The 12878-nt window shown below is 52.3% G+C and carries 13 protein-coding genes and 1 pseudogene; 8 read left to right on the top strand and 6 right to left on the bottom strand.

What is annotated here, in order from left to right; genetic code table 11:
* Window positions 1-298: 298 nt before the first annotated feature.
* The 3 genes from Q1A48_RS03300 to typA all read left to right on the top strand — a co-directional run bounded on the left by Q1A48_RS03300 (window position 299) and on the right by typA (window position 2748).
* Window positions 299-433, top strand: coding sequence for a hypothetical protein (locus Q1A48_RS03300; RefSeq protein WP_299941152.1), 135 nt, complete (start codon window positions 299-301; stop codon window positions 431-433).
* A 235-nt stretch (window positions 434-668) separates the two neighbouring features.
* On the top strand, window positions 669-794 hold the full coding sequence (locus tag Q1A48_RS03295) for a hypothetical protein (protein WP_299941149.1): 126 nt from the start codon (window positions 669-671) through the stop codon (window positions 792-794).
* Between the two features lie 145 nt (window positions 795-939).
* Window positions 940-2748, top strand: a complete 1809-nt coding sequence (gene typA, locus Q1A48_RS03290; protein WP_299941196.1) for a translational GTPase TypA — start codon at window positions 940-942, stop codon at window positions 2746-2748.
* Window positions 2749-2914: 166 nt separating this feature from the next.
* Here the strand turns inward: typA and dtd are convergent, their stop codons facing one another.
* Window positions 2915-3355 carry a D-aminoacyl-tRNA deacylase gene (gene dtd, locus Q1A48_RS03285; RefSeq protein WP_299941147.1) on the bottom strand — a complete coding sequence of 147 codons (441 nt, stop codon included), beginning with the start codon at window positions 3353-3355 and terminating at the stop codon, window positions 2915-2917.
* An 86-nt stretch (window positions 3356-3441) separates the two neighbouring features.
* On the opposite strand from dtd, the gene Q1A48_RS03280 reads away from it, so the two are divergent.
* From Q1A48_RS03280 to Q1A48_RS03270, 3 genes are all read left to right on the top strand, one after another.
* Window positions 3442-5550 carry a prolyl oligopeptidase family serine peptidase gene (locus Q1A48_RS03280; RefSeq protein WP_299941145.1) on the top strand — a complete coding sequence of 703 codons (2109 nt, stop codon included), beginning with the start codon at window positions 3442-3444 and terminating at the stop codon, window positions 5548-5550.
* Window positions 5551-5740: 190 nt separating this feature from the next.
* Entirely contained in the window at window positions 5741-6730 is a 990-nt protein-coding gene (locus Q1A48_RS03275; protein WP_299941142.1) for an SDR family oxidoreductase, read from the top strand.
* Between the two features lie 214 nt (window positions 6731-6944).
* The gene (locus Q1A48_RS03270; RefSeq protein ID WP_299941139.1) at window positions 6945-7547 is read left to right on the top strand and encodes a DNA-3-methyladenine glycosylase I; all 603 of its coding nucleotides are present in this window, start codon (window positions 6945-6947) and stop codon (window positions 7545-7547) included.
* A 494-nt stretch (window positions 7548-8041) separates the two neighbouring features.
* Here the strand turns inward: Q1A48_RS03270 and Q1A48_RS03265 are convergent, their stop codons facing one another.
* From Q1A48_RS03265 to Q1A48_RS03250, 4 genes are all read right to left on the bottom strand, one after another.
* Entirely contained in the window at window positions 8042-9079 is a 1038-nt protein-coding gene (locus Q1A48_RS03265; RefSeq protein ID WP_299941136.1) for an MvdC/MvdD family ATP grasp protein, read from the bottom strand.
* A complete protein-coding gene (locus Q1A48_RS03260) occupies window positions 9079-10074 on the bottom strand; it encodes an MvdC/MvdD family ATP grasp protein (protein ID WP_299941133.1) in 996 nt (331 codons plus the stop codon). Before Q1A48_RS03260 ends, Q1A48_RS03265 begins: the two co-directional genes overlap by 1 nt.
* A gap of 77 nt (window positions 10075-10151) precedes the next feature.
* On the bottom strand, window positions 10152-10322 hold the full coding sequence (locus Q1A48_RS03255) for a hypothetical protein (protein WP_299941130.1): 171 nt from the start codon (window positions 10320-10322) through the stop codon (window positions 10152-10154).
* A gap of 1004 nt (window positions 10323-11326) precedes the next feature.
* Window positions 11327-11692: a microviridin/marinostatin family tricyclic proteinase inhibitor gene (locus tag Q1A48_RS03250; protein WP_299941128.1), complete on the bottom strand. Its 366-nt coding sequence runs from the start codon at window positions 11690-11692 to the stop codon at window positions 11327-11329.
* Here Q1A48_RS03250 and Q1A48_RS21735 point away from each other — a divergent pair.
* Together Q1A48_RS21735 and Q1A48_RS21730 are read left to right on the top strand one after the other, a co-directional pair.
* The gene (locus Q1A48_RS21735) at window positions 11657-11983 is read left to right on the top strand and encodes a transposase (protein ID WP_366523372.1); all 327 of its coding nucleotides are present in this window, start codon (window positions 11657-11659) and stop codon (window positions 11981-11983) included. The genes Q1A48_RS03250 and Q1A48_RS21735 overlap by 36 nt on opposite strands.
* Before the next feature lie 59 nt (window positions 11984-12042).
* Window positions 12043-12417, top strand: a complete 375-nt coding sequence (locus Q1A48_RS21730; protein ID WP_366523371.1) for a transposase — start codon at window positions 12043-12045, stop codon at window positions 12415-12417.
* Between the two features lie 268 nt (window positions 12418-12685).
* On the opposite strand, the pseudogene Q1A48_RS21725 reads toward Q1A48_RS21730, so the two are convergent.
* Window positions 12686-12868, bottom strand: a pseudogene (locus tag Q1A48_RS21725) (hypothetical protein); the annotation flags it as partial.
* Window positions 12869-12878 lie beyond the last annotated feature (10 nt).

The following is a 12878-nucleotide window of genomic DNA, read 5'->3' as shown; positions in this document are numbered from 1 at the left end:
GTATGCGGCATGGATCCCGATTACGAGCGTACGGGGATGGTTGTACTGCGTGTCCTGGGAGAGGGGCATTCTTTCCCTCCGACCCGGTCCTATCTTGCAATAGTTCGAACCTGTTGCGACAGTTACCGGTGCTTCAGGGAGTGCTTTCAAGGTCAGGCGCAGTATAACTGGTGGTGCAGCGAGACTTCTGGCCCGCCATTAAATGAGTGGCCTTTAACCGTAGGCGATCAAGTAACCCCAACTGAAGGACCTGTCAAATTTTCTCTACTCTCCTGTTTTTAACGATCAGGAGATTTAAATGGCCATGCAGAGTAAATCCGATTTCTGGCAGCAGCACGTCAGTGCCTGGAGGAACAGGGATCTATCCCAGGCAGCCTACTGCCAGCAGCATGCGCTGAGGCTCAGCACCATCACCTATTGGAGCACCATATAGCGCAAGCCCCGGCCCAAGTTGATGCCAGTGCCCATACCCGCTTTAGAGGCTTTGGCTGAGCTGGCATTGTCCGGTGGCATCCAGATGCAGTTACGCGGGGTCACTCTTTCGCTCTCGGGGCCTGGACTCTGCCTGCCCGGCACTCCCCCACAGTTCCGTGATCTCGGCACTCTTAGCCCTGGGGGATACCCTTGGCAACTATTTCGGACCATCCTGAACCCTGGGCAGTAAAGGAGTGCCTGCTGCAGATAGCCACTATCACAATGCCAGACCCAGTGTTCCCATTCACCAGGGATACCTGATGGCGCTTGGCGCTACCTGTGAACACGCCCTTGCCGAGGCGCGGCAAAACCGCGCTTAAAAGCCGCCCCTTACGTTATCGAAAGTTGAAGCTATAATTGGCAACTTTTTTCCGATTGGCTCCTGAAGGAGATCGCGTTACGGATATGTACATTGCTGTGTACAAATTCTGTTTTATTTAAGGTGTTATGCAGTAAATGTCCAATATTATCAACAATTTAAGAAATGTAGCCATTATTGCCCACGTAGACCACGGCAAAACCACGCTGGTGGACAAGCTGTTGCAGCAGTCCGGCACTCTGGACCGCCGCGACGCCGATGCGGAGCGGGTGATGGACTCGAACGACCAGGAGCGTGAGCGCGGCATCACCATACTGGCCAAAAATACCGCCATCCGCTGGCGTGATTACCGTATCAATATTGTTGACACCCCCGGGCACGCCGACTTCGGTGGCGAGGTGGAGCGCGTGCTGTCCATGGTGGACTCGGTTCTGCTGCTGGTGGATGCCGTTGACGGCCCCATGCCACAGACCCGCTTCGTCACCCAGAAAGCTTTCGAGCAGGGCCTCAAGCCCATTGTGGTGATCAACAAAATCGACCGCCCCGGCGCGCGCCCCGACTGGGTGATGGACCAGGTATTTGACCTGTTTGACAATCTCGGTGCCAGCGACGAACAGCTCGACTTCCCGGTGGTTTACACCTCCGCCCTAAATGGCATTGCGGGCCTTGATGACACCGCTATGGCGGACGATATGGCCCCGCTGTTCCAGATGATTCTGGATAAGGTGCCCCCCCCCAAAGTGGACCTCAACGGCCCTTTCCAGATGCAGATCTCGGCCCTGGACTACTCCAGCTACGTGGGTGTGATCGGCGTAGGCCGCATTACCCGCGGCACCCTCAAGCCGAACCAGCCGGTGGTGGTACTGGACCGCGATGGCAAGGCGCGCAAGGCCAAGGTGCTGCAGGTGATGGGCTATCTGGGGCTTGAGCGTACTGAAGTGGAGCAGGCCAGCGCCGGCGATATCGTGTGTATCACCGGTGTGGGCGCGCTGAATATCTCCGACACCCTGTGTGACCCGGACACCCCGGAAGCCCTGCCCGCCCTGAGTGTGGACGAACCCACCGTGAGCATGACCTTCCAGGTGAACGACTCCCCTTTCGCCGGTCAGGACGGCAAGTTCGTCACCTCGCGCAACATCCGGGAGCGCCTGGAGCAGGAACTGATCCACAACGTGGCCCTGCGGGTCGAGCAGGGCGATTCCCCGGACAAATTCAAGGTCTCGGGCCGTGGCGAACTGCATTTGTCCGTCCTGATCGAGACCATGCGCCGGGAGGGTTTTGAACTGGGCGTATCCCGCCCGGAGGTGGTGCAGAAGGCTGTGGACGGCGACGTCCACGAGCCCTACGAGGCAGTGGTCATCGACGTTGAGGACCAGCACCAGGGTTCGATTATGGAAGAACTGGGCCTGCGCAAGGCCGAGTTGACCAATATGGAACCGGACGGTAAAGGCCGCGTGCGCCTGACTTTTACCGTGCCCTCCCGCGGTATGATTGGCTTTCGCAGCCAGTTCCTCACCCTCACCAGCGGCTCCGGTATTATGACCAGTATTTTCGACCACTACGGCCCGGTAAAACAGGGTGAAGTAGGCAAGCGCACCAATGGCGTGCTGGTCTCCATGGTCAACGGCAAAACCCTCGCCTACGCCCTTTACACCCTGCAGGACCGTGGCCGCCTGTTTCTTGGCCACGGAGAAGACATCTACGAGGGCCAGGTCGTCGGCATCCACTCACGCGGCAATGACCTGGCGGTAAATCCCACCAAGGCCAAGCAGCTCACCAATATCCGCGCCGCCGGCACGGACGAGGCCCTCACCCTCTCCCCGCCGATCCGCCACACGCTGGAACAGGCCCTGGAGTTTATCGAAGAGGACGAACTGGTAGAGGTAACCCCCAATCATATCCGCCTGCGCAAGAAAATCCTGCAGGAGAATATGCGCAAGCGGGCGAAGAAGTGAACAGGGGCGTTTTGTTTGAAAAATGAAGAGGCTCCTCGGCCCAATTCACGGCCTGCTCGCCTGGTGCCTCTGCATTGCCAACACAACCCCGCGGTGTCGTTTTATCCCGGGGATGCACGCCGGCTGACTGTGCCCAATAGAGTCCAAGGCCGGTTTGCCTGCCGGGTTAACCGGCTTCCAGCAGGAAAGTGACGGGACCATCGTTGACCAGGGAAATCTGCATATCCTGTGCAAATACACCACAGGCCACCGGCGCAAACCGGGCTTGCGCCTGCGCGACAAAGTAGTTGTAGAGCGCTTCGGCCTGCCCGGGGCTGGCGCCGCGGCTGAAACTGGGGCGCAGACCGCGCCCGGTTTCCGCCACCAGGGTAAACTGGCTGACCACCAGCAGCCCCCCGCCAGCCTGCTGTAGATTCCGGTTCATTCTGCCACTGTCATCGGGGAATACCCGGTAGTTCAATACTTTATGCAGCAGTTTGTCCGCGCCCTCACAAGTGTCCCGGGCCTCTACGCCCAACAGTAGCAGCAGGCCGCGATCAATAGCGCCGACCGATTTCCCGGCAACATCCACCCGGGCGCGACTCACCCGTTGAATCAATCCTTTCATCTCACACCTCTTCCCCTCTCTGGAACCCTGTGCACAAATGCCCTAGATTAGCGGACTGATTCGCGTAGAGAAACCGAGAGTAGGGTATGAGAAAACAATTAACCGTGCTGCTGGCCGGAGCTGTGACCGCAGTGACTGTGCACGCAGCGGACGGCTATCCGGACAGTAAGACCGTCTCGCAACAGGATATGTACTTCGATACCAAAGTCGAGGACCCCTATCGCTGGCTCGAAAATACGGCCACGGGGGAGGTCAAGGACTGGGTGACCGTGCAAAACGCTCACGCCCTGCCGCGCCTGAAGCAATTGCCAGGCTGGCAGAAAATCAATGACCGTCTCACCAAGCTGTGGCGCTATGAACGCTATGGGGTGCCCTACAAGAAAGGGGATAGTTACTATTACGGCTACAACAGCGGTGACTGGGACCAGAATATCTTTTACCGTGCCGGAGACCTGGCCCGGGAAGGCAAACCCATACTGGACCCACGCAGCCTGAGCGAGGACGGAACCATCGCGGCCAAGCGCCTCACGGTCAGCCCCAAGGGCCATTTCCTGGCCTACGGGACCTCCGATGGAGGGACCGACTGGACCGACTACCATATTCGCGATCTGCGCACCGGCAAAGACCTCAAGGATCTGCTCACCGGTATCAAGTTCAGCGGTGCCAGTTGGGCAGCCGATGAATCCGGCTTTTACTACAGCCGCTACCCGCTCAACAAAACGGGCCGTGCCGATGACAGCAAACAGGTAGCGGTCTATTTCCATCGCCTGGGTGAACCGCAGGAACGCGACCAGTTGGTATACCAGATTACCGATCATCCCACCCGCAACCCCGATGCCTCGGTGAGCGACGACGGCCATTACCTGCTGTTGAACATCTTTGACGGTTACGATTCCAACGGCTTTTATTATCGGGATCTGCGCGACGACAGTAATGAGGTGGTAAAGCTGCTGGATAACTGGGATGGCCTCTACCAGTTCCTCGGTAACAAGGGTAAAACCTTTTTCTTCGAGACCAGCGCGGGAGCGCCTTTGGGGCGGGTGATCGCCATCGACCTCGACAAGCCACAGCGCAAGAACTGGCGCAATCTGGTACCGGAAGGAGACAGCGTCCTTCAGAGCGCAAGTTTTATTGGCGACCGCTTCGTATTACATTATCTGAAAGATGCCAAATCACGGGTGCTGGTGACCGACACCAATGGCAAGCAGCAGTACGAGTTGAAACTCCCCGGCGTGGGTTCGGTGACCGGCTTCTATGGTGAAGCGGATGAAGTGGAAACCTTCTTCTCGTTCAGCAACTTTATTACGCCGCCGAGCATTTATCACCTGAATGTGCAAAGCGGGGAAACCGAGCTGTTCAAGCAGCCCGAGTATGCCGCTGATTTCTCCGATCTGACGGTAAGTCAGCACTTTTTCAAGAGCGAGGACGGCACCCGCGTGCCCCTGTTCCTGGTACACAGGAAGGGCATGAAACACGATGGTGCCAACCCGACACTGCTGTATGGGTATGGCGGCTTTAACGTCTCGATCCTGCCGCGTTTCTACAACCATTTCGCAGGCTGGTTGGATATGGGGGGCACCCTTGCTCTGGTGAATTTGCGGGGTGGCAGCGAGTACGGCGAAGCCTGGCACCAGGCGGGCACCAAGACGCAAAAACAAAATGTTTTCGATGATTTTATCGCTGCGGCGGAATGGCTGATCGCGGAAAAAATCACCTCTCCTGCAAAGCTCGGCATCAATGGGCGCTCGAACGGCGGCCTGCTTGTGGGCGCTACCCTGGTACAGCGCCCGGATTTGTTTGCTGCGGCCCTGCCGGCAGTGGGCGTACTGGATATGCTGCGCTACCACACCGCCTCCGCCAACGCGCGACAGTGGTCCAGCGATTACGGATTGAGTGAAAACCGCGAAGAATTTAACGCCCTCCACGCCTATTCCCCCGTGCACAATACCCGCGAGGGCACCTGCTACCCGGCCACCCTGATTACCACGGCCGACCGTGACGACCGCGTGGTACCCTGGCACAGTTACAAGTTTGCCGCAGCACTGCAGCAGGATCAGGGTTGCGACAATCCCGTGTGGCTGGCAGTGGAAACCCGCGCGGGCCACGGTGCCGGCAAGCCCGTGTGGATGCAGGTGGAGGACTATGCCAATCAATGGAGCTTCCTCGCCGACCAACTGGGTATGGAGATCAAGTAATCTTTTTTCGCAGGTGGCTGCCGGCTGTAGCCGGCGGCTCCCGTCGCGGATTGCGCTTTTATTACTCGGGCGATACACCCAACCTGTGTTACCCGGTAGGACTGCCGGTTGGCTCCAATGGTGCCGGGCAGAGCCAACCACAGAAACGGTCACTGGGTAGGCATAATATTCAATCACGTCCGGTGGCATCATGAAACATGCATTTGTAACCGGTGCTAGCGGCTTTCTCGGCACCAATCTGGTTGAACAACTCTGTGCGGATGGCTGGCAGGTAACCGCCATGCACCGGCATACAACCGATACCCGCAGGCTCCGCTCTATGGGGGTCGCGCTGGTGGAGGGCTACCTGGAGGATCCCGATTCACTGCGTACCGCGATTCCGAAAAATGTCGATGTCCTCTTCCATATCGCCGCCAATACCAGTCTGTGGCGCGGTGGCAATGCCCAGCAATGGCGGGATAATGTAACGGGCTCGGCCAATATCGCCCGGGTGGCCAGGGAGAAAAATGTTGGGCGCTTGATCGTTACCAGTTCCATCGCCGCCTATGGCTACCATAGTGAAATCATCACCGAAAACAGTGAAAAGCGGGCAGATAACCCCCACCACCACTACCTGTACACCAAAAAGCGCGGGGAACTCGCTGTGCAGAGGGAGATTGCACTGGGGCTGGATGCCGTCTTCTTAAATCCCTGTGCCATTGTGGGGAAATACGATACCCACAACTGGGCGCAAACCTTTTTTTTGATCGATCAAGGCCAGTTGCCGGGCGTACCGCCCGGTTACGGGTCTTTCTGCCATGCCGGCGCGGTCGCACGGGCGCATATTGATGCCGTAGAGAAGGGCCGCTGTGGCGAAAACTATATCCTTGCCGGCACCGATGCCAGTTTCCTGGAATTCTTCGGTAAAATTGCCGAACTGCGGCACAAGCCGGTGCCCAAACGCACCTCACCGGCGTTTGTCATACATTCTGTTGCCTGGTGTTCAGACCTCTGGTCGCGGGTGAGCAGACGCGAACCCGTGATTACCCCACAAAAGGCCACTTTGGTTACGGGTCAGGTCGTGGCGAGCAGTGCCAAGGCAGAGCGGGAACTGGACTATCAATCGGGGGTGGCACTGGAGACCATGTTGTGCGAATGTCACGACTGGTTGGTACAGCAAAAGTTATTGGAGCCAAAGTGAATCGCAGTAATATTATTTTTATCCTGGTTGCTCTCCTATTGATTCTGCAATTAATCCAGCACTATTTCTTTTCCGGTGCGCAGTAAATAGTCTGCCATTCCCTCAAGCCGTGTGGTGTTGGCCCGAACCGCCAGGGTGTGCGAATGGTGATGTTTCGCACTGCAATCGCACCGCTACACAACTCGGCCACTGAACACCCCCTAAGGAGCCAACAATGAAAGAGGAGCGCTGCAGCTGGTGCCTGTCTACACCACTTTATCGGCGTTATCACGACGACGAGTGGGGGCGCCCGGTGACAGATGACAAGACGCTATTCGAGTTTCTGTTGCTGGAGGGAGCCCAGGCGGGCCTGTCCTGGATTACTGTGTTGAACAAGCGGGAAAATTACCGGCGCCTCTTCGATGATTTTTCGGTGGAAAAGATCGCGCGCTATACGCCAAAAAAAGTAGAAAAACTGCTGCAGAATCCGGGCATTATCCGCAACCGACTCAAGGTGGAGTCCGCGCTGAAAAATGCCCGCGCCACTCTGGCCCTGCGGGATAAGGGGCTATCCCTATCGCAGTTTCTCTGGCAATTTACCGATGGCCGGGTAATTGTAAACCGCCCCGCTTCTCTCGGACAGGTGCCGGCCAGCACCCCCGAGTCCGACGCCATGAGCAAGGCATTGAAAAAGGCCGGTTTTAGTTTTGTTGGCTCAACCATAATGTATGCCCATATGCAGGCCACCGGCATGGTCAATGACCACTTACACACCTGCCCGGCGCACCAGCGCTGTGTGGATGCGGCGCAGGCAGCGGGCCTGACAACGGGCCGATAAAGCGACTCATGCCCAGCGGACCGTTAATCAGAATTATTCAGGCAAGCTGAAAAGGAATGACTGATTCGGGCACCCTCAAGCTAAAAACTGGGGATTTGAACGGTAAACGATCTGAGGGATTTCGAGTGGAACTCTTCGGGTCAAAGACAAATAGGTGGTTTATAATTCCTATACTCCAATTATCACAAAAATAGAAGATGTTCTTAGTCTGTTACAAAATTTATTGTGAACAAGAGCACCGGATACTTTACCGTCAAAATCTAATTGCGGTAGTATCTTGCGCTATTTTAGGACGCTTAATAATAAGGGCACCTCTAAAAATTACTTTTTTGGTGCCCATAAGCATCGAATAATGCGGGCCCCGGGGCGATAAAATGAATGAAAACTCAATTTAAGAGAGGCCCTTAAGGGGAAATCAGTATTTACAGCAATTTTCCTCTAAACCTGTCTATTATGCGGCTATTGTAGTGCAATTGCCCGGGTGCCAATCGCTTTCAACCAGACTTTTCGATAATCTGCTGTTTCGTGACCCCCATCATTTGTTTTTTCGCCCCCTGTTCATGAAGATGCTCGGCGATGGCCTCGCAGATGTCTGCCTGGGTGTAGTGATCCAGCCAATAAAACTCACCACATGGGTTTAGCTCAAGAAAGTAATATTGACCTTCCGGGGTGAGAATAATGTCAGCTGCGCCATAGTTTAGCGACAGTCTTCTTCTGAGAGCTTGCAGCTTACAAGAGATGTCTTCGGGTAACGAATAGTCAAACCATTCATGCATAGTGATGGCGCCTTTCTTTCGCCAGTCGTCTCGCATCTCTGCATGCTCGTTGGAGTCTATCGCAGCGCAAAATACCCTATCACCCACCAGTGTCACCCTTAGCTCCAGTTGCTTTTGGATGTTTTCCTGAAACACCATAGGGCATAGTGCTAGACCATCCAGTTGTTGCAGGTGCTGCTCTTCAACTCTGCTGGTATAAACAACTTGCTCTCGGTTGTCTTGAATACAGGAAAAGGCGGTTTGCATTTTGGTGATCATCTTACCGGAATAAGCCTGATGGAACTTCGTCACAGCAGCTGGCTGGTTGGTGATCAGGGTGGCGGGCATATTCAGCCCTAGCTCAAGGGCCAGTTTCTGCTGATACTCTTTGTTGGATGCTTTGCGCACTTGCCAGTAATCATCCATAACAAAACAATCCAGGGATTGCAAGTAACCAAGCAGAGTTCTTTTCGTTTCCTCCTTACAGGCCATCCTTTGCTGTTTATCCATGTCTTTGGGCAGAGCCGCCCCCGGGTCAAAGCGACGGTACCATACTGCATGAATGTCTTTGTCAAACAGGGTGTCTCCCGTCTCTGTGGTCAATTTATGGCCTGGACAGGATGAAGAGTAGAGCACCTCCAGACGGACCTGGTATGGATACAAATCGGTATTGAGCCTGACAACATTATGCCCCTTACGAATAAGTGCAGCCGTAACCTTGTCTATGGCCAAATTGTCATTGGAGTGTGTAACAATAAGTATGGTATTTGGAGTCATTAGGCAGAATTCCTGATTTTGGCTGCGACGATTTTATCATGCAATGCGAGCGCAATATGTTTCGCGATAGGTAGCTCAAGACATTTCTCTAGCATGCCCCATTCACCACTTGGGTTCACTTCAAGAAATATATAGCCGGAAGAGGACTTGATAATATCTATGGCCCCAAAGGTTAACTCTAATTGCTGCATTAATGCGCCAATTTTATGACAAAGCGACGGAGGCAGCTCGGCATCTTGCCATACAAGCTCGCCGACACGCGCCTGACGCCAATCAACTTGGGTCAGTGGCGATGCGGTGTTGGTTGTGAGTTTACCGCAGAAACATTGCCCGCCAACATAGACTATACGCAGTTCGTATTCTTTATCAATTTTTTGCTGGAATACCATGGGACTCAGACTAAGGCCATCCAGGTTCTCGATCTGCTCAGGTTTAAGTTCGCGGGTATACACAAAATGCGGTGGGCGACCCATAGATTGACTAGCCGGCGTTAGCATTTTTACCACAACATTCCCTTCATGCTGATGATAAAAGTGGCGTACCTCCTGAGGTGAATTAGATATTAGTGTCGAGGGTATTTTTAATCCAAACTGTGCGGCAAGCCGCAGTTGCAGCAGCTTGTCTTCTGCACGCATCATTGCATCAAGCCGGTCGATCCAGGGAGTATGGACAGTGGCAAGTAATATATTTTTGGCTTCCTCAGACTCCCTGATGCACTGTTGCCTTATAGGCGTGTCTAGCGTGTCTTCAATGACAGGAAGGTGGTTTTTACGCATCCAGACGCCGGCGATATTCGCTTGTTTAAACTCGCCATCGGGGTGCTGGATGACAAGCCCATGGTTTCCGCTTGTGGAAAAAGATAACTGAAACTGGGTGGGAAATTGATCACAGTTCAGCCTTACCGCACGATAACCGAGTTCTTCCAGTGCATAATTGACCTTATCTATGGTGTAGTAGTCGCCTGAGTGCGTCAAGCTTAAAATAACTTTTTTCATCTTGCTCTTAACAGATGGCTGCGAGTTCATAGAAAAAGGGAGCAATCAATGCCCCCTTATCAAAGCTAAAGAACCACTTAGCGCTCTAGGTTGTCCCTGCTCAATTCATCATCATCTAGCCAGTATTTCAGGACTGGCTCTTTGAAATCCCATATATCGGCCCCACCACCGGCAACCTGACCAGTTTGCTCCGCGGTTAACTCTTGAGCCTGCATAAATTGCGTGAAAAAAGGTTGGTTATTATTCATAATTATATTTCCTCGTTGAATGAGCTCAGAGAGTGTAAAAGGTATCTCTAAGTTTTACAACTTCTTGGTAGGTGACTACCATCCAGGCAAAATCCAAGGCCATAGCGTAATGCAACCTGGCTTTTTTGATTTCGAAGATCGTCATCTAAAATTAAATAAACGCGACCTTTTAGTCGATATAAAAAACCGGTTGATCGCGAAAATTTCGTATCTCTTTGGGTAAAGCTCACATCAAGTATCGTAAGAAAAATACCAACAAAAAACCATTCGACGTGTTGAAAAATTGAAGACCCTAGCATTACAAATGCTGCACAACTTGCCGGATAACGAGCTGGAGTTTAAAATCTGGGATAGCCAATGGGTACCAAAGAAGTAACTTTTAGACACCCCTTAAGTTTATTTGGAAATTAATCATATTATGGGCAAGAGCCATACAACCAGCACTGCCGGCTTCGCCACCTGAATGAATATAAAATTATCTCTCTAGCCATTACCATCCTGAGACGATCTTAGTAAGTTTCTTGTGTTTCAATCATAACGATCACTTGTGCTGATTCATTACCATGAACATAGATGCCTAACATTCATATACTGACCAAGATAGCCAGTATCACCTTGATTCGCATCTCAGAATTAATGACGCATAAAATCGTAAAACGGTCCGAGAAACTGATCATAGCGTAGTCTTAAAGCACGATAACCGATTCCTTCCAGCACATGCCTGACCTTATCTATGGTATAGCAGTCGCCTGAGTGCGGCAGACTTAAAATGGATTTTTTCACCTTATTCTTGACGGAGGACTGCGAGTTCATAGAAAAATGGAGCCATCAATGCTCCCCTATCAAGGTTAAAGAACCGCTTAAGGCAAGATGAGAGCCAATATGTTGATGCCCCACCATCATTGGAGGGGCTTTCATGGTGACAGGTCTCAGATCGGGCCAGTCTTCTATAGCTGTCTTTTTTACAAGCTCACCACGGGCAACCTGACCGGTTTGTTCCGGGGTTAATGCTCCCCCTTGGCACAAAGGTCCGCAAGTACCGGGATATTGCAACCCTCATCATCATCGGAAGGGGCTTTCATGGTGACATTTTCGGGAGGGAACGGCGGAAAAGACGGAAAAGGCGTCCTTGTTACAGGATCACCACCAGCAACCTGGTCAGTTTGTTCCGCGGTCAACTCTTGTGATTGCATAAATTGTGTGAAAAAAGGTTGGTTATTATTCATAATAATATTTCCTCGTTGAATGAGTTCGGTAGTGTAAAAGGGATCTATAAAAATAACAACTTTCTGATAGAGTACTACCGTACAGATAAAATCCAAAGTCGTAGCGCAATGCAACCCAATTTTTTTGATTTCAAAAATCGTCATCACAAGCTGAATGAACGCGATCCTCTCACTGAGCTAAACAGACTGGTTGATTGGGGAGACTCTCGTACCATTTTGAGCAAAGTTCGCACAAAGAAACGTAAGAGCAGTGCTGGCAGAAAACCATTCGATGCGTTGTTGATGTTTAAGACCCTGATACTACAAAGACTGTACAACTTGCCGGATGACGAACCGGAGTTTCAAATTCAGGATCACTATAGCTTCTGTCGTTTTCCCGGAATCAATTCCGAGGGTAAGACACGGGATGCGAAAATTATTTGGCTATTCCGGTAGCGATTGATCACTGCAGGCTTGATAGCAGCTTTGTTTAGAAACCTTGACCTGAAAATTGGATGCCAGTGGCTACAATGCCAAGAAGGAACAAATCGTTGATGACAGTCTTGTTGAGGCTCCAACGCAGCGTAATACGTGTGAAAAAAACAAGGGGATCAAGGAAGTTAAGATACCACAAGGATTTCAGGACAATCCAAACGTTTTGCGATATAAAGAATCTGAATGCCCGCTGGACTAAGAATAATAACGAAACACACTACGGCTATAAGAACCAGCTCTGCCTAGACAGCCAGCATAAACTGTTACGAAGCTATGCAGTGACTTCAGCTGCAGTTCACGACTCCAATGTATCCATGAGCTGCTGGTTGAGAATAGCTCTCAGGGTGTTAGAGTTGACAGAGACTGCTACAACGAAGACAGTGAAATTACTTTGAATGCCATGGGTCATCGAAACCATGCTCACAAGAAAAGTTGCCGCAACAGGTCGCTGAGTGAACGGGAGAAGGAAGCAAACCGAAAAAAGTCTAAATGCTCCCCTATCAAGGTTAAAGAACCGCTTAAGGCAAGCTGAGATCCAATATGTTGATGCCCCACCATCATTGGAAGGGGCTTTCATGGTGACAGGTCTCAGATCGGGCCAGTCTTCTATAGCCGTCTTTTTTACAAGCTCACCACCGGCAACCTGACCGATTTATTCTGGGGTTAATGCCCCGCCTTTAAGCAAAGGTCCGCAAGTACCGGGATATTGCAACCCTCATCATCATCGGAAGGGGCTTTCATGGTGACAGGTCTCAGATCGGGCCAGTCATCTATAGGCAGCTTTTTTAGCTCACCTCCGGCAACCTGGCCAGTTTGTTCCGCGGTTAACTCTTGCGATTGCATAAATTGTGTAAAA

Origin of the sequence: uncultured Microbulbifer sp. (assembly GCF_947489355.1) — a bacterium.
GTDB lineage: Bacteria > Pseudomonadota > Gammaproteobacteria > Pseudomonadales > Cellvibrionaceae > Microbulbifer.
The sequence above is the reverse complement of the archived record's forward strand: the minus strand, read 5'-3'. Positions and strand labels throughout refer to the sequence as shown.